An 18,835-nucleotide genomic window follows, 5' to 3' on the forward strand; every position below is an offset into this window, starting at 1 on the left:
AAAGCTGGATTGCTTCGTCGCAAATGCTCCTCGCAATGACGCCAGGCGGCCTGCGCCTAAATCGCTCCCCGTCCGACGCTCTCGTAGGTGAAGCCGAGCGCTTCCATCTCGTCGCGGCGATAGATGTTGCGCAGATCGACCATCACGGGATTGGCCATTTCGCGCTTCAGCCGCTTCAGATCGAGCGCGCGGAACTGCCGCCACTCGGTGACGATCACCAGCGCGTCGGCACCCTTGGCGACGGCATAGGGATCTTCGCAATAGGTGATGTCCGGCAGTTCGCTCTTCGCCTGTTCCATGCCGGCGGGATCGTAGGCGCGCACTTTCGCACCGAGATCGAGCAGGCCCGTCACCAGCGGAATCGATGGCGCTTCGCGCATGTCGTCGGTGTCCGGCTTGAAAGTGAGCCCAAGAAGACCAATGGTCTTGCCGCGCAGGTTGCCGCCGAGAGCGCTCGAGACCTTACGTGCCATGGCGCGCTTGCGATTGTCGTTGACCGCAAGCACCGCTTCGACAATGCGCAGCGGCACGTCATGGTCCAGCGCGGTCTTGACCAGCGCGCGGGTATCCTTCGGAAAACACGAGCCGCCGAATCCGGGACCGGCGTTGAGAAACTTCGGGCCGATGCGGTTGTCGAGGCCGATGCCGCGCGCAACTTCCTGCACGTCGGCGCCGACTTTCTCCGACAAATCCGCCATCTCGTTGATGAAGGTGATCTTGGTCGCGAGAAATGCGTTGGCAGCGTACTTGATCAACTCCGCCGTGCGGCGCTCGGTATACATGATCGGCGCCTGATTGAGGTACAGCGGGCGATAGACCTCACCGAGAACTTTTCGCGCACGTTCGTCGTCGGTGCCGACCACGATGCGGTCGGGATGCTTGAAGTCGCGGATCGCCGCGCCCTCGCGCAGGAATTCAGGGTTGGAAGCCACGGCAACATCGGCCTGCGGATTGGTTTCGCGGATGATGCGTTCGACCTCGTCGCCGGTGCCCACCGGCACGGTCGACTTGGTGACGACAACGGTGAAGCCCTGCAGGGCCTTCGCGATATCGCGGGCCGCGGCGTGCACATAGGTCAGGTCGGCATGGCCGTCGCCGCGCCGTGACGGCGTGCCGACAGCGATGAACACCGCGTCTGCCTTGCCCACGGGCCCGGCAATATCGGTGGTGAAATCCAGCCGCCCCGCCTTGACGGACGCCTCCACCAGCCGGTCCAGATCGGGCTCAAAGATCGGGATTTCGCCGCGGTTGAGCGCTGCGATCTTGCCGGCGTCGGTATCGACGCAGGTCACGCGATGGCCAAAATCCGCGAAACAGGCCCCCGAAACCAGCCCCACATAGCCCGTGCCGATCATGGCAATCCGCATGTACCACCCGCTCCAAAACTCATTAACGATGTTCCGTTTCGCGGGGCTTTTAGCGCAAATCGGCGTGAATGGGGCACAACATTTGTATGAATAAAGGAGAATGAAACCCATGCGCCCCAGGATGGCGTGCAACTGGACCGAAACGGGACATCATGAGCAGCAACGGCACATCCGGCGCGCGCCCGTCGCCCGCCTCCGAGCGGATCGACTGGGTCGATTACGCCAAGGGCATCTGCATCGTCATGGTGGTGATGATGCACTCGACCCTGGGCGTCGAGGCCGCCGCGGGCAAGCAGGGCTTCATGCACCTGTTCGTCGAGTTCGCGAAACCGTTCCGGATGCCGGATTTCTTCCTGATATCGGGCCTGTTCCTGGCGCGGGTGATCGGCCGCGACTGGCGCACCTATCTGGACCGCAAGGTCGTCCATTTCGCCTACTTCTATGTGCTGTGGGTCACGATCCAGTTCGCCTTCAAGGCCCCCGCTTTCGCCGCCGAGCAGGGCTGGACCCATGTCGGTGTCATGTATCTGCAATCTTTCATCGAGCCGTTCGGCACGCTGTGGTTCATCTACCTGCTGCCGATCTTCTTTGTGGTGACCAAGGCCACCCTGCGCGTGCCTGCAATCGTGATCTGGCTTGCGGCCGCGGCGCTTGAAACGGCGCATGTCGCCACCGGCTGGACCGTGATCGACGAGTTCGCCGCGCGCTTCGTCTACTTCTATTCCGGCTATCTGCTGGCGAATTATGTGTTCGCGCTGGCCGATCGTGCACGCGAAAAGCCGGGTCTCGCGCTGGCCGGTCTCGCGGCATGGGCGCTGGTCAATGGCGTTCTGGTATTTACCGGCTTCGGAGACCGGCCAGTGATTTCGCTCGCACTCGGATTTGCCGGCGCCTGCGCCATCATCGTCACCGGCACGCTGCTGGCCCGCGCCAACTGGCTGGGCTTCCTGCGCTACTGCGGCGAGCATTCCATCGTGATCTATCTCGCCTTCTTCCTGCCGATGGCGATCGTGCGGGTGGTGCTGCTCAAGACCGGCATCATCCCCGACATCGGCCTTGTCTCGCTGATCGACACCATCGCCGGCGTGGTCGGTGCGCTCCTGATGTGGTGGGGCGCCAAACGCGCCGGGCTCAATTTCCTGTTCGAGCGGCCTGCCATGTTCTGGATCGCGCCGAAGCAGAAGCGTCCGGCGGCCCTGCAGGCGGCGGAATAGCTCAACATTTCCGTGAGGAACTCCGCGCGGGCAGGTGTCAATTCCGGGAGAAATCCCTAAATTGCGCCCATGCCCAAAAAGCCTGCATCCCCCGCGAAATCGCCCGCCACGAAACCCGCCGCCAGCGCGCCAGCCGCAAAGACCCCCGCCAAGGGCGATCACGTCTTTCTGGTGGACGGCTCGGGCTACATCTTCCGCGCCTATCACGCGCTGCCGCCGCTGAACCGCAAGTCCGACGGCTTGCAGGTCAATGCCGTGCTCGGTTTCTGCAACATGCTGTGGAAGCTGATGCGCGACATGCCGCCGGACAACCGGCCGACCCATCTGGCGATCATCTTCGACAAGTCCGAAGTCACGTTCCGCAACGAGCTCTATCCCGAATACAAGGCGCAGCGCGCCCCTGCTCCCGACGATCTCATTCCGCAGTTCGCACTGATCCGCGAAGCGGTTCGCGCCTTCGACCTGCCCTGCCTCGAACAATCCGGCTATGAGGCCGATGACCTGATCGCAACCTATGTGCGCGAGGCGTGCGAGCGCGGCGCGACGGCGACCATCGTCTCTTCCGATAAAGATCTGATGCAGCTCGTGACTGAGTGTGTGTCGATGTACGACACCATGAAGGATCGCCGCATCGGCATTCCTGAAGTGATCGAGAAATTCGGCGTGCCGCCGGAGAAGGTGGTCGAGGTGCAGGCGCTCGCGGGCGACTCGGTCGATAACGTGCCGGGCGTGCCGGGTATCGGCATCAAGACCGCGGCCCAGCTCATCAACGAGTACGGCGACCTCGAAACGCTGCTCAAGCGCGCCCCCGAAATCAAGCAGCCGAAGCGGCGCGAGGCGCTGATCGAGAACGCCGACAAGGCGCGCATCTCGAAGAAGCTGGTACAACTCGACGACCGCGTGAAGCTCGATGTGCCGCTGGACGATCTCGCCGTGCACGAGCCGGATTCACGCAAGCTGATCGCCTTCCTGAAAGCGATGGAATTCTCGACCCTGACACGGCGCGTGGCGGAGTATTCGCAGATCGATCCATCGGATGTCGAAGCCGACGCCAGCATGAAAAGCTCGTTCGCGCCCGCCGATGTCGCAGCCGATTCACCCAAGACGCCGCCGCTGGGCGGCGAGCCTGACCTTTTCGCGCGCGGGACGGCCGAAAAGACGTCAAACGCCGGACAGTGGACCGGATCGCAGCCGAAGCAGGCCGCGGCACCCGCCACAGGACCTCAAACGCCGAAGGCGCTGGCCGATGCGCGCGCCGAGGAAGCGCGCAGCGCCAAGTTCAATCGCGCCGCCTACACGACGATCAAGACCGTCGACGAGTTGCAGCGGCGGATCGCGCGCGCCTTCGATCTCGGTCAGGTCGCCGTGACGGTCGAGACCTCGAGCGCCGATCCGATGCAGGCCGAGATCATCGGCATCTCGCTCGCCACCGGCGTCAATGAAGCCTGTTACATTCCCCTCGCGCATACCAAACCCGGCGATGGGTCGGGGCTGTTCGCCGGCGGACTGGCTCCGGACCAGATCAAGGCCGCCGATGCGCTGGCCGCGCTCAAGCCGCTGCTCACGGACGCGGGCGTCCTCAAGATCGGCCATGATCTGAAATTCGATACCGTGGTGCTGGCGCAGCACGGCATCGACATGGCGCCGATCGAAGACACCATCCTGATTTCCTATGTGCTAGACGCAGGCCGCGCCAAGCACGATTACGAGTCGCTGGCCGAGAGCTGGTTCGGCCACAAGGCCATCGGCTTCGGCGAACTCATCGGCAGCGGCAAGAACCGCGTTGCCTATGATCAGGTGCCGGTCGAGAAGGCCGCCGAATACGCCGCCGAACGCGCCGACGTAACGCTCCGGCTGTGGCGGGTGCTCAAACCACGCCTGCTGGCCTACCGCGTCAACACGGTCTACGAAACGCTGGAGCGCCCGCTGGTGTCCGTGCTCGCGCGCATGGAGCGGCGGGGCATTTCCATCGACCGTCAGGTGCTCTCGCGCCTGTCCGGCGAATTCGCGCAGACCGCCGCGCGCGTCGAGGCCGAGATCCAGAAAATGGCCGGCGAGGCGATCAATCCTGGCAGCCCGAAACAACTCGGCGACATCATGTTCGGCAAGATGGGCCTGCCGGGCGGCGCGAAGACCAAGACCGGCGCATGGTCGACGTCGGCGCAAATCCTGGATGAACTGGCCGAAGCCGGACATGAATTTCCGAAGCATGTTCTGGAATGGCGGCAGGTCACCAAGCTGAAATCGACCTACACGGATTCGCTGCCGGAATACGTCAATCCGCAGACCCAGCGCGTGCACACGACCTACGCGCTCGCGGCGACCACCACGGGGCGGCTATCGTCCAACGAACCGAACCTGCAGAACATTCCGGTGCGCACCGAGGATGGCCGCAAGATCCGCAAGGCCTTCATCGCCGCCAAGGGCCACAAGCTGGTCTCGGCGGATTACTCGCAGATCGAACTGCGGCTGCTGGCGGAGATCGCGGACATTCCCTCGCTGAAGCGGGCGTTCCAGGACAAGCTGGACATTCACGCCATGACCGCGTCGGAAATGTTCGGCGTACCGATCAAGGACATGCCGGGCGAAGTGCGCCGCCGCGCCAAGGCGATCAACTTCGGTATCATCTATGGCATCTCCGCCTTCGGCCTCGCCAACCAGCTCGGCATTCCGCGCGAGGAAGCCGGCGCGTACATTAAAAAGTACTTCGAGCGTTTCCCCGGCATCCGCGCCTATATGGACGCGACGCGCGACTTCTGCCGCGAGCACGGCTATGTCGAGACGATCTTCGGCCGCAAGTGCCATTACCCGGACATCAAGGCCAGCAATCCGTCGGTCCGCTCGTTCAACGAGCGCGCCGCGATCAATGCGCGGCTGCAGGGCTCGGCGGCCGACATCATCCGCCGCGCCATGATCCGCATGGAGGATACACTCGCCGAGCACAAGCTGTCGGCGCAGATGCTGCTGCAGGTTCACGACGAACTGATCTTCGAGGTACCGGAAGACGAGGTCGCCAGGACGCTGCCGGTGATCCAGCATGTGATGCAGGACGCACCGTTCCCGGCGGTATCGCTGTCGGTGCCGTTGCAGGTCGATGCACGAGCAGCGAACAACTGGGACGAGGCGCATTAAGCCGTAACTGCGCGCCTATACGTGGGAGATCGAGATGGATGATCAAACCGTGCGGGCAGCGCTGGAGCGCCATTGGGAGGCATCCGATGCGAACGATTTCGACACCGAACACGAGATCTATCGCGAGGATGCCGTGCTTCATTATCCGCAGTCCGGTGAGCGGATTCGCGGCCGGCGCAACATTCAGGAAAGCCGGCGCCTCCAGCCGAACAGGAAGCGCTTTACGGTTCAACGGATCATCGGCAGCGGCGATCTCTGGGTCACGGAATTCGTCCTGACCTACGACGGCATACCGTCCTACACTGTGAGCATTATGGAATTTCGCGACGGACTGGTGGCCAACGAAACGCAGTATTTCGCCGATCGGTTCGACCCCGCACCCTCGCGCGCGCATCTTGTGGAGCACGTCGACGCCCGCGTCCCCCACGGCTAGGACGGGCACATTGATCCGGCGTGAAAGGTCATAGCAATGTCCCCGCCCTTGCTCGCTTTCGCGCTGACCTGTCTCGTGATTGAGATCACGCCTGGCCCGAACATGGCTTATCTCGCCGCGCTGTCGCTTTCGCAGGGCGTCCGCGCCGGCATCGCGGCCGTCGCCGGAATTGCACTCGGGCTTGCAATCTATGGTGTGGCTGCCTCGCTCGGGCTCAGCGCCATCATCGACAACTCGCGATTCCTCTATGAGACGCTGCGCTGGGGCGGCGTCGCCTATCTGCTGTGGCTGGCATGGGAGGCATGGACCGCCGAACGCGAGGTCTCGCCGGAAACTGTCGACGGCGGGATCAACCCATGGACCGCATTCCGGCGCGGACTGATCACTAATCTACTTAATCCGAAGGCCGCGGTATTCTATGTCGCCGTGCTGCCGGACTTTATCCAGATCGAGAAAGGCGCGGTCCCGGAGCAGACGCTCATGCTCTCGGCGATCTATGTCGGCATCGCGACTTCGATTCATCTCGTCATCGTGTTGCTTGCCTCGCGGCTGCAACGTGTGATCGCAACGGCAGAACAGCGGCGTACGGTTCGCCGCGTCCTTGCCGTGTTGCTGGCCGCCATCGCGATCTGGTTTGCGTTCAGCACCAGCCGCTAAGACCTAACCCAGCTTCACCTCAAACCCGCGCTTCACGCCGGGCCGCGCCATCATCATCGCGTACCACCGCTTCACGTTAGGGAAATCGTCGAGCGCCACCTTGTGGCGCTCGTGCCGCCACGCCCAGCCGATAATGGCGAAGTCGGCCACCGATATCTTGTCCGCGGCAAATTCATGCTCCGCAAGGCGGCGGTCCAGCACGCCATAGAGCCTTCGCGTTTCCTTTGAAAAACGCTCGAGGCCGTAGCGGCGATCCTGCTCGTTTTCGAGTGCGATAAAGTGATGCACCTGGCCCGGCATCGGCCCGAAGCCGCCCATCTGCCACATCAGCCATTCCAGCACGGGAATCCGCTCGCCCAGATCCTTCGGCAGGAATTGTCCGGTCTTCTCGCCGAGATAGAGCAGGATCGCCCCGGATTCGAAGATGCTGACCGGCCTGCCGTGCGGGCCATCCGGATCGATGATGGCGGGAATCTTGTTGTTCGGGCTGATCTTGAGAAAATCCGGCGCGAACTGCTCATCTTTGGAAATGTTGATGGGATGCACCTTGTAGGGCAGCCCCATTTCCTCGAGTGCGATGCTGATCTTGCGGCCGTTCGGGGTGTTCCAGGCGTAGAAGTCGATGGTCATTCGCTTCCTTTAATTGATCTTGCGCTGTTGACGGTGAGCGATCCGCTGTGGAATGTCTACAAAGCAGAGGATAAATTCCCGCAAATCCCCATAACCTGAAGAGATCGCCTTGTCCAAATCAGCGTCCCGCGCCCGCCTCGCCGACATCATCCGCAAGCGCTCGTTCGGGCGCGGCGAAATCACGCTGGCCTCGGGCCGCAAGAGCGATTTCTATTTCAACCTGAAGCCGACCATGCTCGATCCCGAAGGCGCGGCGCTGCTCGCCGAGCTGTCGCTGGATGCGCTGAAGGACGATCAGGTCGATTACATCGGCGGACTGGAGATGGGCGCGGTGCCGATCGCGGGCGCGATCGCACAACTGTCGTGGCTGAAGGGACATCCCATCGCGGCGTTCTTCGTGCGCAAGAAGCCGAAGGAACACGGCGCACGCCTCGCAGTCGAAGGCCTAGCCAAGGGCGAGAGCCTGGCCGGCAAACGCATTGTCATCGTCGAGGATGTCACCACCACCGGCGGCTCGGCGATAAAGGCGGTGGATGCGGTGAAGGATTCAGGCGGCGAAGTCGTGCTGGTGTTCACCATGGTCGACCGCGACGAAGGCGCGACCGAAGCGTTCTCCGAGGCCGGCATTCCGTTCCGCGCGCTCTACAAGGCGGGCGAATTTCTCAAGAGCTGACATCGGCCCTATCGCTGCTCGGAGAAAGTTCTCCGGTCGCTCCAGCAAAGCGAGCCCGAGCCGGACGGAATCCATCACCACGGAATAGAGATGAGAATGCAGATATCTCCCCGTCACCACCGGTTTCAAGGTTTATGGGTCCGGACCTTCGCCGGCACGACCGTGACATGCATTCTGGCCTTTACGTTGTTTTTCCTTCTTCCCGCGCCGGCCTTCGCCGCCGAAGGGCTGAACGGCGCAAAGCTCTCGATCCTCTGGGCGCTGCCGTTCGTCGGCATTCTTTTGTGTATCGCCACGGGTCCGGTGTTCTATCCCCACGTCTGGGAGCATCACTACGGCAAGTTCACCGCGCTCTGGGCGGCGCTGATCGTCGTTCCACTGTTCGCCACCGCCGATGTTCACACCGTCACGACGACACTCGCGCACACGGCGCTGCTTGAATACATGCCGTTCATCCTGTTGCTGCTGGCGCTGTTTGTGGTCGCGGGCGGCATCTATCTCGAAGGCAACCTGCACGACAGCGTGTTCACCAACACTGTATTGCTCGCCGTCGGCGGGCTGATGGCCAGCGTCGTCGGCACCACCGGTGCGGCGATGATCCTGATCCGCCCCCTGATCCGCGCCAACGACGACCGGCGATACAACGCGCATGTCGTGGTGTTCTTTATTTTCCTCGTCGCCAATATCGGCGGCGCGCTGTCGCCGCTCGGCGACCCGCCGCTGTTCATCGGCTTCCTCAAGGGTGTCGATTTCTTCTGGACAACGAAACATCTATGGCAGGAGACCCTGGTGGTCGGCGGCATCGTGCTCGCGATTTTCATGGTGATCGATCTTTACATGCATCACCGGGAGGGCCGCTTCACCAAACTGAAAGACCCGACGCCGGACAAACCGCTCAAACTGCACGGCAAGATCAACCTCGTGCTGATCGCGGTCATCATCGCCGCCATCCTGATGAGCGCGCAGTGGAAGCCCGGAATCTCCTTCCACATCGCCGGCGTCGATCTCGAAATTCAGGACCTGCTGCGCGATGCGATCTTCGTCGTGGTCGCGATCGCATCCATGACGTGGACGCAGAAATCAGATCGCGAGGCCAACGGATTTTCATGGGGGCCGATTCAGGAAGTCGCGATCCTGTTCGCCGGCATCTTCATCTGCATCGTGCCGGTGATGGCGATGCTTCAGGCGGGGCCGCAAGGACCGTTCGCCGCGCTGCTCGGACTCGTCACTAACGCCGACGGCAGCAACAACGCCGCCGCCTATTTCTGGCTGACCGGCATCCTGTCGTCGTTCCTCGACAATGCGCCGACCTATCTGGTGTTCTTCCAGCTCGCCGGCGGAGATCCGCAGGTTTTGATGGGAGTAAAGGCTGCGACGCTGGCCGCGATTTCCTCCGGCGCGGTCTACATGGGCGCCAACACCTATATCGGCAACGCACCGAACTTCATGGTCTATGCCATCGCGCGGCAGGCCGGCGTGAAAATGCCGAGCTTTTTCGGCTATATTGTGTGGTCGATGCTGGTGCTGGTGCCGACTTTCGTGCTGGCGACGTTCCTGTTTTTCAGGCCTTGAGCGCGACGCTCGTCTGCACGATTCTTTGGCGCAAAGCCGCTCCCTAACTCGGCGTTTACCATCACGCATTAAGGTCATTGACGCTGCGGCATGAAGTTGCCGCAGGCGTCAGCGTTGCGTGAGTGGGGCAGTCCGTGTTGCGTACAGAGTTGCGTATTTCGCGCGTGCGGCGCCGCATGACGCTTGTTCTCACTGTCATGCTGGCAATGCCCGTGGCGCTTGCGCCCCACGCGGCTTCCGCCGGCATTTTCGATTTCCTGTTCGGCGGTGACAAGCCGCAGCGGCAGGAGCCTCAGCAGCAACAGCAGCCGAGCAATGCCTTTGCCGATCCGTTCGGCCTGTCCACACCCAATCCCGCGCCTGCGCCGTCGGCTTCCTCCGGCGGTCGCTTCACCACCTATTGCGTGCGGACCTGCGATGGCCGCTATTTCCCGCTGACGTCGCGCGGCAACGGTACGCCGGCACAGATGTGCCAGGCGTTCTGCCCGGCAAGCGCAACCAAGGTCTATTCCGGCAACAGCATCGATTACGCCGTAGGCAATATGGGCGAGCGCTATGTCGACACGCCGAATGCCTTTGCCTATCGCAAGGCGCTGAAGGCGGACTGCACCTGCAACGGCCGCGACCCTGCGGGCCTTGCGCCGGTCGATCTGTCGCTCGACACCACGTTGCGCCCCGGCGACATTGTCGCGACCTCGAACGGGCTTGTTGCTTACTCCGGCACCAGTTCCGCCAATGGCCAGATCGCGCAGTTCACTCCGGTCAACAACTATCCCGGCCTGACATCGGAGTTGCGCGCGCGGCTCGGCGAGATGAAGGTCGCGCCGGTGGCCGCTGAAATTCCCGAAGACACCTATTCGTCGCAGGACGTCACGGGGTCGGTGCCCGAGCCGAAATACGCCCAGCCGATGGCGCCGGATGCCGTCATGCCGAAGCTCGCGCCGAAGCCTCGCGCACGGATGTGATTCAACTCACCGCCCGACGATGACGCCGATCACGTTCGGCGCGGCGAGATACTTCTCTTCCATTTCCATCCGCGCCCGCGCCTTGATCTCCGGCGTCAGCAGGCCGCGATGCTCGGCCAGGATCATCCAGCAATAGCCCCACCAGTCGGCGAGAATGCCGGTGTCGTCGACCAGATCGTAGCCGTGTTCGGCGGCGAAGATGCGTGCCCGCGCCTCGTCCAGCGAGTCGAGGAATTCATGATCCTTCAGCGAGAACAGATCGTCGCTGAAATCGTCGGTGGTATAGCCCCACACCGACATGCAGACTGCGTTGAATTCGCGGTCGATGTGGTCGTCGTCCACCAGCCGCGTCCGCGCGGCGGCATGGAGACGGGAAAGCGTCCGGGCAAAGTCCGCGATGCGCGTCAGCGCCTTGTTGTCGAAAGCGATATTGGACATGTAGTCCTCAAGACCGATGACAGACCCTAGATGTGGTGGCCCATAGGGACCGAATCACAATGATATATCAATGACTTGCTAAAGTGTTCTTAATTTGTTCCGAGATCATTCTTCTTTGCACAATGCTGTCGTCGGATGTCTGCTAGCCTGACTGCTCGGGCCGGGTATCACTCACCAAAATACGGAGCATGCGACGATGAAGACTCAAGGATCGGCCGTCTGGAGCGGCGGTATCAAGGACGGCAAGGGTGCGATCTCGACCAAGAGCGGGGCACTGAGCAGCTACCCCTATGGCTTCGCTTCGCGCTTCGAGGGCAAGCCCGGCACCAATCCCGAAGAGCTGATCGGCGCGGCCCATGCCGGCTGCTTCACCATGGCCCTGTCGCTGATCCTGGGTGAAGCCAAACTCACCGCCGAAAAAATGGAAACGGTCGCCGAAGTCTCGCTCGACAAGGACGGCGACGGATTTTCCATCACGGCCGTGCATCTGACGCTGAAGGCGAAAATTCCCGGCGCAACGCAGGAGCAGTTCGAGAAACTTACCGGCATGGCCAAAGCCGGTTGCCCGGTGTCGAAACTGCTGAAAGCGAATATTACGCTGGACGCAACGCTGGAAGGCTAAGCGAGCAGACGGATAGCATCTGACAACAGAGGGGCGTCGCACCAACTCGCGGCGTCCATCCGCTAACCCGCGATGCTCGCGCGACCCTTACGGCACAACCATGATAGGGATCGAAGCGAGTTCGTGAGAGAGCTTGCGCACGGCCTTTTCAGCCTCTGCCGGAAGCTGCTCCGGGCTGCAGCAAAACGGTACCTCCAGCCCCAGTGATTTGCTGGCGTCGCTTTCCCAGACCAGTCCGACGAACGACTTCTTCGTCACGAAGTCATGCGTGAGACTGGCGATCTTGATACCGTCGATATCCGCCATCTGACCCTCCCCGGTTTGGATTTCAGAATAGCGCGCCTTGCGACTGGATTATGACGGCAACCGCCGAAGCCATTGGGGTACTCAAGGCGTGACGTTCAGCGCGGATAGACCGGCGCGCAGACCGTCTGCCCGCTCGTCAGCCGTTCGACCGTGACATCGATGCCGTACACTGCTTTCAGCCGCGCGGCGGTGAGCACCTCGTGCGGCGTTCCTTGCGCAACGATGACGCCGTCCTGCATCAAGGCGACCCGGCTCGCCACCGCAAAGGCCTGATCCGGATCGTGGGTTGAGAGAATGATGCCCGTGCCGCGCGCGGCGAGCTTGCGGATTTCCGCCAGCACAGCGGCCTGATTGCCGAAATCGAGACTGGCGGTCGGCTCGTCCATCACGATCAGCGGCGCCGCCTGCGCCATCGCCCGCGCCACGATCACGAGCTGGCGCTGTCCACCGGACAATGTCGTTACCTCGCGCGAAGCAAGTTCGGCGATCCCAAGCTCGGCCAGCGAATTCTGCGCGATAGTCCGGTCTTCCTTCGTGGGGGCCGCGAACACGCCGCGATGCGCGACCCGCCCCATCAGCACCAGATCGGACGCGGTATAGGGAAACGCGGTGTCCTGCGCCTGCGGCACATAGGCGATGCGGCGCGCGATATGCGCGCGCGGCAGGGTAGACAGTGCATCGCCGCCGAGCGAGATGTCGCCGCCCTGCGGCCGCAGCAGGCCGAGCAGTGTCTTGAACAGCGTGGTCTTGCCGCAGCCGTTCGGCCCGAGCAGACACAGCACCTCGCCGGTCTCGACGGTCAGATTCAGATTCCGGCCGACAGGCCGCTCGGGATAACCGAATGAAAGATCGCGGGCGATGAGACGCATCATGACCACCCGTGCCGGCCGCGCCACAAGAGCCACAAAAAGAATGGTGCGCCGACCACTGCGGTGAGGATTCCGAGCGGCACTTCGATGCGCCCCAGCGAACGCGCCAGCGTATCGACCAGCACCAGATAGCTCGCGCCCATCAGCATCGCCGCTGGCAGCAGCCGCTCGAAATTCGGGCCGACCAGCATCCGCGCAATGTGCGGGATCACCAGACCGACCCAGCCGATCACGCCGGAGATCGCCACCACGCTGGCGGTGATCAGCGTCGCCGCGGCGATGACGATGACACGCAGCCGCCCGGATTCGACGCCAAGGGATTTGGCCTCCTCGTCACCCAGCGACAGCACGTTGATCTGCCAGCGCAGCAGCACCAGCGGCACAAGGCCGATCGCGACCGCCGGCGTGACATTCCACAGATCGCCGCCGCGCACACTGGCGAGACTGCCGAGCAGCCAGAAGCTGATTGCGGGCAACTGGTCATAAGGATCGGCGAGAATTTTCAGCAGCGAGATCGCCGCGCCCGCAAGCGCGCCGACCACCACGCCGCCCAGCACAAGCACCAGCGTCGGATCACGGCCGCGCACAGCCACCGCAATCAGATAGACAAGCCCCACCGTTGCAAGGCCGCCGCCGAAGGCGAGCATCTGGATCGCGAACACCGGCAGTGACAGGAAAATGCCGATCACCGCGCCAAGGCCCGCGCCCGCCGAAACGCCGAGCACATCGGGCGACACCAGCGGATTCCGAAACAGTCCCTGATAGACGACACCCGCGCCCGCCAGCGAAGCGCCGACAATCAGGCCCGCCAGCACGCGCGGGCCGCGAATGCCGAACAGCACACGCTGCTCGGCGGTCTGCGGCAGATCCCCCGACCAGAAATTTTGCAAGGCGCGGAAGAACCCATCGAGCGTCACCGGAAATGCGCCGACGGTCAGTCCGACCACAGCGACTGCAAGCGCCAGCAACGCGAGGCCGGGAATGATCCAGGAAGCCCGCGATGCCGTCCGCTGTGCCGTCATCGGCGCGCCGGAATTGAAGGCGGCTTGCCGTCGGCCCATGCGATCAGCGTGTCGAGATCCGCGTCGGTGACTTCGACATGATAGAACAGCTTGTAGAAGGCGCGCGTGTCCTGCCGGATGTCGAATGGAAAGCGCGCGCCGTGAAACAGATTGGCAAGCCAGCGCAGCCCGATCAGACGGTTGATCGACGGCGGCCGGTCGATCCAGCCGAACGGCGCGGTCGGCGCGAGATACACGCGGCCATCCTTGACGGCTTTGAGGCCCTGCCAGACTGAATCGCCGCCTTTGGCGACCTTGTCGTGGAAGTTACGATCCCAGGTGACAATGATGTCGGGATTCCAGGCGAGAATCTGTTCGGGCGACACGTTGGCAATGCCGCGCCGCTGGTCCTGCGCATCGGCGACGTTGCGCCCGCCGGCCCGTTCGATGATCTCGGTGTTGATCGAGCCGCGCAGCCCTGTCTCAAGTCCGTCCGGACCGCGCGCCAGATAGACCCGCGGGCGCTGATCCTCGGGAATTCCCGCCAGCGTCGTATCGAGACTCTTGAAGAGGTCGTCCGAATATTTTGCAAGCGCCTCGCCGCGCTCCGGCGCGCCAAAGATATTGCCGAGCAGCCGGAACGATGATGCCGTCGCCTCAAAGCGCCCGTCGATCAGCACATAGGGAATGCCGGTGCGCTGCTGCACGCTGTCGGCCAGCGACGCGAAGGTCTGCCGTACCGAGCCGTAGTCGACGATCAGGTCGGGCTTGATCTTCAGCACGGTCTCTATGTTGGCCGTGTCGCCGCGTCCGGTCAGCAAACCGACCTCCGGCAGATCGCGCTGGCCCGCAGCGATGTACGGGCGCTCTTCGGCGCGCAATGCGCGCGGCCAGCCCACCATGGTCTCCGGCCGCATCGCATAGACCACCACCGACGCCGGCCCGCCCGCCGCGAACACCTTATCGACGCGGTCGGGCAGTTCGACGGTCCGCGCCGCGCTATCGGTGATCGTGCGCGCACCCAATGCCGGCCGCGCCAGCATCATCATGCTGGCGCCCGCCACAAACGATCGCCGGTTGATGCGGATCATGGATGGCCTCAGTCGATGCCCACCATGACGTCGCTCGCCTTGACGATGGCGTAGACCTGCTTGCCGACTTCGAGCTTCAACTCCTCAACCGAGGTCTTTGTGATGGCCGAGGTGATGATGCTGCCGCCAATGTCGATCTTCACATGGCTGGTGGTGACGCCGTGGTCGATGGCGACGACCTTGCCCTTGAGCTGATTGCGCGCGCTGATCTTCATTCCGTGATCTCCGTGTGACGGGGCAACAAAAAGGGCGGCCCGTGAGCCGCCCTTTTATACGTCAAAACCGGTCTGAAGGAACTCACTCCGCGGCGAGCTTGACCTCGGGAGCGGCGGCGCGGACTTCCGCGTCAACCTGCTTTTCGAACTGTTCAAAGTTCTTCTGGAACATGCCGACCAGCGCGCGCGCGGTCTTGTCGAACTCGGCCTTGTCCTTCCAGGTGTTGACCGGATCGAGAATGTCGCTCGGCACGCCTTCGAGAGCCGTCGGCACCGCGAAGCCGAAATACTTGTCGGTGCGGAACTGGGCGTTGCGCAGCGAACCGTTCAGCGCGGCGGTCAACAGCGCGCGGGTCACCTTGATCGGCATGCGGCTGCCGGTGCCATACTTGCCGCCGGTCCAGCCGGTGTTGACCACCCAGCAATCGACATTGTGCTTGGCGATCAGCTCCTTCAGGAGCTGGCCGTATTCGGCCGGATCGCGCGGCAGGAACGGCGAGCCGAAGCACGCCGAGAATTCAGGAACGGGCTCGTTGCCGAGACCCCGCTCGGTGCCGGCGACCTTCGCGGTGTAACCCGAGAGGAAGTGATACATCGCCTGCGCCGGGGTCAGCTTGGCGATCGGCGGCATCACGCCGAAGGCGTCGGCAGCGAGCATCACCAGATTCTTCGGATGACCTGCGCGGCCGGTGCGCGATGCGTTCGGGATCGATTCCAGCGGATAAGCGGAACGGGTGTTCTCGGTCTTGGAGCCGTCGTCAAAGTCGGGCTCGCGGGTGACCGGATCGAGCACGACGTTCTCGAGCACCGCGCCGAAGCAGATGCTGGCGTCATAGATCGCAGGTTCAGCTTCGCGCGACAGCTTGATGGTCTTGGCGTAGCAGCCGCCTTCGAAATTGAAGATACCGTCCGGACCCCAGCCCGTCTCGTCGTCGCCGATCAGGGTACGGTTCGGATCGGCTGAGAGCGTGGTCTTTCCGGTGCCGGAGAGGCCGAAGAAGATCGCGCTGTCGCCGTCCGGGCCGACATTGGCCGAGCAGTGCATCGGCATCACGCCCTGCGCCGGCAGGAAGTAGTTCAGCGTGGTGAACACCGACTTCTTCATTTCGCCGGCGTACTGGCTACCTGCGATCAGAACGATCTTGCGGGTGAAGTCGATCGCCACGACGTTCTCGGACTTGCAGCCGTGACGCTTCGGATCGGCGCGGAAGCTCGGCAGATCGACGATGGTCAGTTCGGGTGCGAAGTTCGCAAGCTCGGCCATTTCGGGACGGCGCAGCAGGGTGCGGATGAACAGCGAGTGCCACGCCATTTCGGTGAACACGCGCGTCTTGATCCGGAATTTCGGATCGGCGCCGCCGTAGAGATCCTGCGCGAAGAGGGTCTTGCCTTCGCAGTGCTTGAGGAAATCCTGATACAGCGTTTCGAACTGTTCGGAGGTGATGGACTGGTTGCCGCCCCACCACATGGTCTTGTCGGTGAGCGCGTCGCGCACCGTGAACTTGTCTTTCGGCGAGCGGCCGGTGAACACGCCGGTTTCTGCGACAAGCGCGCCGCCGGCTGACAGCTCGGCTTCATTGTTGCGCAGCGAGTGCTCGTAGAGCGGCGCGGTGCCGAGATTCCAGTTTACCTGTTTGAGATTTTTGAAACCGAATTTATCGGCGCCGAAAGCACCGTTGCGCACACCCGTCTCTTGCACTGTCAGAATCTCCCAAAAAGACCGCGTATCGTTTCGCGCGGCTATTCGCCAAACGCCCCTGTCGCGGATGCCGGGGATCATAGCTCCCGGGCCTCAATCCGGCGACTTATTAGTGGCCAACGCGCGGCTTGCCAAGTCGATCCGTCATAATGCGGTAAAGATCGCCGGGACCGGCGAAAACGGATTGAATTTCACGGGCTTGGGAGGGCCTTGGCGCGGTCGGCAAGCGCCTTCAGGGCTTGCCGCAGTGCGGCAGGCGTGACGATCCGCTGCGGAAAATCGAGCCGGAGCGTGCGCCCGTCATCCTGCAGATCGAGGCCCTCGGGATCGCAGCCGGTGCAGCGCCATGCGCCTTCGGAAGCACCGAGCAGTTTCACCGCATACAGATTCATCGTGTCCATATGATCGGCATTCATATGCGCGACGATGTCCGGCTCGGCCTCCACCAGTGCCTCCGCACCCGAGAGATCGGTGAGAAAATCACGCGGCTCCAGATCGACGATACGGCCGAACCCCGCAACCAGATGCACACCTTTCGGCACGATTTTGAAGAACGAGAAATCCTTGAAGCCGGCGAAATCCTCGGCCGAGGGATGAGCCGCAAGATAGCGCCGTCTTGCAAGCCCGGCGTCGTCGCCCTGCGTTTCTTCGGCGGTGCCTGCCAGCATGATGCGCGCGCCTTCCAGCGGATCGCCCGGCGCGCGTTCGTCCAGCATCAGCGACACCCGCGGATCGTTCAGAATGTTCCTGGTGTGGATCGCAAGCCGCGAGATCAGCAGGACCGGCGACCCGTCCGGCATGGAGCCGACATTGACCAGCGAGCAATACGGATCGCCGCTCTCGGGCATCAGCGTCGCCAGTGCGCCCTGACGGCTGCGGCCCAGCAGCGAGCGGGTCAGACGGGCCGGTTTGACGGTTGCAGAGGGGTCCATCGGGAGCCTGATTTCAAAGGTTAACGGGCTTTTTTGCGGCAAAAAGGGGTTATATCCCGGAACAATCCGCTTATATAAACGTCAGGTTCCAATATTCGCAGGGCCCAGGAACTCGGTCACATTTCAGCCCAGCTTGCATTGCTCGTTGAAGATAAGCGAACGCCTTATTTCACGGCATCCCGGTTTGTCCGGTCAGTAAACAGTCGCCCCGCCCGAAACTATCGATTTGGAAAGCAGGCTCATGCCCACAATCGCCCTGGTCGATGACGACCGCAACATTCTGACGTCGGTCTCGATCGCACTGGAAGCCGAAGGCTACCGGATCATGACCTATACGGATGGCGCGTCAGCCCTCGACGGCTTCAAGACGAGTCCGCCGGACCTTGCCATCCTCGACATCAAGATGCCCCGCATGGACGGCATGGAAACGCTGCGCAGGCTGCGCCAGAAGTCCGATCTGCCCGTGATCTTCCTCACCTCCAAGGACGAGGAAATCGACGAGCTGTTCGGCCTCAAGATGGGCGCCGACGATTTCATCCGCAAACCGTTCTCCCAGCGCCTCTTGGTGGAGCGCGTCAAGGCGGTGCTCCGCCGCGCGGTGCCGAAGGACCCTGCCGCCACGCAGAAGGAAATGGACGCCAAGGCGCTCGAGCGCGGACTGCTGCGCATGGACCCGGAACGTCACACCTGCACCTGGAAGAACGAACCGGTGACGCTCACCGTGACCGAATTCCTGATCCTTCAGGCGCTGGCCACCCGCCCCGGTGTGGTGAAAAGCCGCAACGCGCTGATGGATGCGGCCTATGACGACCAGGTCTATGTCGACGACCGCACCATCGACAGCCACATCAAGCGCCTGCGGAAAAAGTTCAAGGCAGCCGACGATGACTTCGAGATGATCGAAACCCTGTACGGCGTCGGCTATCGCTTCAAGGAAACCTGATCGTTCCGGCATGCGACACGGAGGGAACTGGTCCGGCGACAGCGCCGTATGGCGGGTCGCTCGCGTGCCGGTTGGT

At 62.7% G+C, this 18,835-nt stretch carries 19 protein-coding genes; 9 read left to right on the top strand and 10 right to left on the bottom strand.

Features of this window, described 5'->3' with window-relative positions; all coding sequences use genetic code 11:
- Positions 1 to 56 precede the first annotated feature (56 nt).
- Positions 57 to 1,367: a UDP-glucose dehydrogenase family protein gene (locus tag ACP7AL_RS03425; RefSeq protein ID WP_425988877.1), complete on the bottom strand. Its 1,311-nt coding sequence runs from the start codon at positions 1,365 to 1,367 to the stop codon at positions 57 to 59.
- A 152-nt stretch (positions 1,368 to 1,519) separates the two neighbouring features.
- Here ACP7AL_RS03425 and ACP7AL_RS03430 point away from each other — a divergent pair, with 152 nt between their 5' ends.
- The 4 genes from ACP7AL_RS03430 to ACP7AL_RS03445 all read left to right on the top strand — a co-directional run bounded on the left by ACP7AL_RS03430 (position 1,520) and on the right by ACP7AL_RS03445 (position 6,803).
- Entirely contained in the window at positions 1,520 to 2,581 is a 1,062-nt protein-coding gene (locus ACP7AL_RS03430; protein WP_425988880.1) for an acyltransferase family protein, read from the top strand.
- Positions 2,582 to 2,650: 69 nt separating this feature from the next.
- A complete protein-coding gene (polA, locus tag ACP7AL_RS03435) occupies positions 2,651 to 5,713 on the top strand; it encodes a DNA polymerase I (RefSeq protein WP_425988883.1) in 3,063 nt (1,020 codons plus the stop codon).
- A 34-nt stretch (positions 5,714 to 5,747) separates the two neighbouring features.
- On the top strand, positions 5,748 to 6,146 hold the full coding sequence (locus ACP7AL_RS03440; protein WP_425988886.1) for a nuclear transport factor 2 family protein: 399 nt from the start codon (positions 5,748 to 5,750) through the stop codon (positions 6,144 to 6,146).
- 36 nt (positions 6,147 to 6,182) lie between these two features.
- Complete coding sequence (locus tag ACP7AL_RS03445) at positions 6,183 to 6,803, top strand: LysE family translocator (protein ID WP_425988889.1); 621 nt, start codon at positions 6,183 to 6,185, stop codon at positions 6,801 to 6,803.
- 3 nt (positions 6,804 to 6,806) lie between these two features.
- Here ACP7AL_RS03445 and ACP7AL_RS03450 read toward each other — a convergent pair whose 3' ends face one another.
- Positions 6,807 to 7,433 carry a glutathione S-transferase family protein gene (locus ACP7AL_RS03450; RefSeq protein WP_425988892.1) on the bottom strand — a complete coding sequence of 209 codons (627 nt, stop codon included), beginning with the start codon at positions 7,431 to 7,433 and terminating at the stop codon, positions 6,807 to 6,809.
- Positions 7,434 to 7,542: 109 nt separating this feature from the next.
- Between ACP7AL_RS03450 and pyrE the strand changes: the two genes are divergently transcribed.
- From pyrE to ACP7AL_RS03465, 3 genes are all read left to right on the top strand, one after another.
- On the top strand, positions 7,543 to 8,106 hold the full coding sequence (gene pyrE / locus ACP7AL_RS03455; protein WP_024920510.1) for an orotate phosphoribosyltransferase: 564 nt from the start codon (positions 7,543 to 7,545) through the stop codon (positions 8,104 to 8,106).
- Between the two features lie 96 nt (positions 8,107 to 8,202).
- Entirely contained in the window at positions 8,203 to 9,678 is a 1,476-nt protein-coding gene (locus ACP7AL_RS03460; protein WP_425988895.1) for a sodium:proton antiporter, read from the top strand.
- A 176-nt stretch (positions 9,679 to 9,854) separates the two neighbouring features.
- Positions 9,855 to 10,643 (top strand): DUF2865 domain-containing protein, encoded by a 789-nt coding sequence (locus ACP7AL_RS03465; RefSeq protein WP_425990008.1) that lies wholly within the window; start codon positions 9,855 to 9,857, stop codon positions 10,641 to 10,643.
- A 6-nt stretch (positions 10,644 to 10,649) separates the two neighbouring features.
- Here ACP7AL_RS03465 and ACP7AL_RS03470 read toward each other — a convergent pair whose 3' ends face one another.
- Positions 10,650 to 11,081, bottom strand: coding sequence for a hypothetical protein (locus ACP7AL_RS03470; protein WP_425988898.1), 432 nt, complete (start codon positions 11,079 to 11,081; stop codon positions 10,650 to 10,652).
- A 196-nt stretch (positions 11,082 to 11,277) separates the two neighbouring features.
- Here ACP7AL_RS03470 and ACP7AL_RS03475 point away from each other — a divergent pair, with 196 nt between their 5' ends.
- Positions 11,278 to 11,703, top strand: a complete 426-nt coding sequence (locus ACP7AL_RS03475) for an OsmC family protein (RefSeq protein ID WP_425988900.1) — start codon at positions 11,278 to 11,280, stop codon at positions 11,701 to 11,703.
- 87 nt (positions 11,704 to 11,790) lie between these two features.
- On the opposite strand, the gene ACP7AL_RS03480 is transcribed toward ACP7AL_RS03475, so the two are convergent.
- From ACP7AL_RS03480 to ACP7AL_RS03510, 7 genes are all read right to left on the bottom strand, one after another.
- Positions 11,791 to 12,009, bottom strand: a complete 219-nt coding sequence (locus ACP7AL_RS03480) for a hypothetical protein (protein ID WP_006022357.1) — start codon at positions 12,007 to 12,009, stop codon at positions 11,791 to 11,793.
- 95 nt (positions 12,010 to 12,104) lie between these two features.
- On the bottom strand, positions 12,105 to 12,878 hold the full coding sequence (locus tag ACP7AL_RS03485; protein ID WP_425990010.1) for an ABC transporter ATP-binding protein: 774 nt from the start codon (positions 12,876 to 12,878) through the stop codon (positions 12,105 to 12,107).
- Entirely contained in the window at positions 12,878 to 13,900 is a 1,023-nt protein-coding gene (locus tag ACP7AL_RS03490) for a FecCD family ABC transporter permease (RefSeq protein ID WP_425988903.1), read from the bottom strand. The genes ACP7AL_RS03485 and ACP7AL_RS03490 overlap by 1 nt, the downstream gene beginning before the upstream one ends.
- Positions 13,897 to 14,970 (bottom strand): iron ABC transporter substrate-binding protein, encoded by a 1,074-nt coding sequence (locus ACP7AL_RS03495; protein WP_425988905.1) that lies wholly within the window; start codon positions 14,968 to 14,970, stop codon positions 13,897 to 13,899. Before ACP7AL_RS03495 ends, ACP7AL_RS03490 begins: the two co-directional genes overlap by 4 nt.
- A gap of 8 nt (positions 14,971 to 14,978) precedes the next feature.
- Entirely contained in the window at positions 14,979 to 15,185 is a 207-nt protein-coding gene (locus ACP7AL_RS03500) for a TOBE domain-containing protein (RefSeq protein ID WP_006022361.1), read from the bottom strand.
- Positions 15,186 to 15,267: 82 nt separating this feature from the next.
- Entirely contained in the window at positions 15,268 to 16,884 is a 1,617-nt protein-coding gene (locus tag ACP7AL_RS03505; RefSeq protein WP_425988908.1) for a phosphoenolpyruvate carboxykinase, read from the bottom strand.
- A gap of 191 nt (positions 16,885 to 17,075) precedes the next feature.
- Positions 17,076 to 17,816, bottom strand: a complete 741-nt coding sequence (locus ACP7AL_RS03510) for a HugZ family protein (protein ID WP_425988911.1) — start codon at positions 17,814 to 17,816, stop codon at positions 17,076 to 17,078.
- A 241-nt stretch (positions 17,817 to 18,057) separates the two neighbouring features.
- Here ACP7AL_RS03510 and ACP7AL_RS03515 point away from each other — a divergent pair, with 241 nt between their 5' ends.
- Positions 18,058 to 18,759: a response regulator transcription factor gene (locus ACP7AL_RS03515; RefSeq protein ID WP_006022364.1), complete on the top strand. Its 702-nt coding sequence runs from the start codon at positions 18,058 to 18,060 to the stop codon at positions 18,757 to 18,759.
- Positions 18,760 to 18,835 lie beyond the last annotated feature (76 nt).

Source organism: Afipia sp. DC4300-2b1 (genome assembly GCF_049895725.1).
Classification (GTDB): domain Bacteria; phylum Pseudomonadota; class Alphaproteobacteria; order Rhizobiales; family Xanthobacteraceae; genus Afipia; species Afipia broomeae.

Coding starts and splice junctions, on each gene's coding strand:
- ACP7AL_RS03445 (WP_425988889.1), top strand. CDS start 6,183: ATGTCCCCGCCCTTGCTCGCTTTCGCGCTGACCTGTCTCGTGATTGAG.
- ACP7AL_RS03495 (WP_425988905.1), bottom strand. CDS start 14,970: ATGATCCGCATCAACCGGCGATCGTTTGTGGCGGGCGCCAGCATGATG.
- ACP7AL_RS03485 (WP_425990010.1), bottom strand. CDS start 12,878: ATGCGTCTCATCGCCCGCGATCTTTCATTCGGTTATCCCGAGCGGCCT.
- ACP7AL_RS03460 (WP_425988895.1), top strand. CDS start 8,203: ATGCAGATATCTCCCCGTCACCACCGGTTTCAAGGTTTATGGGTCCGG.
- ACP7AL_RS03450 (WP_425988892.1), bottom strand. CDS start 7,433: ATGACCATCGACTTCTACGCCTGGAACACCCCGAACGGCCGCAAGATC.
- ACP7AL_RS03490 (WP_425988903.1), bottom strand. CDS start 13,900: ATGACGGCACAGCGGACGGCATCGCGGGCTTCCTGGATCATTCCCGGC.
- ACP7AL_RS03425 (WP_425988877.1), bottom strand. CDS start 1,367: ATGCGGATTGCCATGATCGGCACGGGCTATGTGGGGCTGGTTTCGGGG.
- ACP7AL_RS03465 (WP_425990008.1), top strand. CDS start 9,855: ATGACGCTTGTTCTCACTGTCATGCTGGCAATGCCCGTGGCGCTTGCG.
- polA (WP_425988883.1), top strand. CDS start 2,651: ATGCCCAAAAAGCCTGCATCCCCCGCGAAATCGCCCGCCACGAAACCC.
- ACP7AL_RS03475 (WP_425988900.1), top strand. CDS start 11,278: ATGAAGACTCAAGGATCGGCCGTCTGGAGCGGCGGTATCAAGGACGGC.
- ACP7AL_RS03430 (WP_425988880.1), top strand. CDS start 1,520: ATGAGCAGCAACGGCACATCCGGCGCGCGCCCGTCGCCCGCCTCCGAG.
- ACP7AL_RS03510 (WP_425988911.1), bottom strand. CDS start 17,816: ATGGACCCCTCTGCAACCGTCAAACCGGCCCGTCTGACCCGCTCGCTG.
- ACP7AL_RS03440 (WP_425988886.1), top strand. CDS start 5,748: ATGGATGATCAAACCGTGCGGGCAGCGCTGGAGCGCCATTGGGAGGCA.
- ACP7AL_RS03470 (WP_425988898.1), bottom strand. CDS start 11,081: ATGTCCAATATCGCTTTCGACAACAAGGCGCTGACGCGCATCGCGGAC.
- ACP7AL_RS03515 (WP_006022364.1), top strand. CDS start 18,058: ATGCCCACAATCGCCCTGGTCGATGACGACCGCAACATTCTGACGTCG.
- ACP7AL_RS03480 (WP_006022357.1), bottom strand. CDS start 12,009: ATGGCGGATATCGACGGTATCAAGATCGCCAGTCTCACGCATGACTTC.
- ACP7AL_RS03500 (WP_006022361.1), bottom strand. CDS start 15,185: ATGAAGATCAGCGCGCGCAATCAGCTCAAGGGCAAGGTCGTCGCCATC.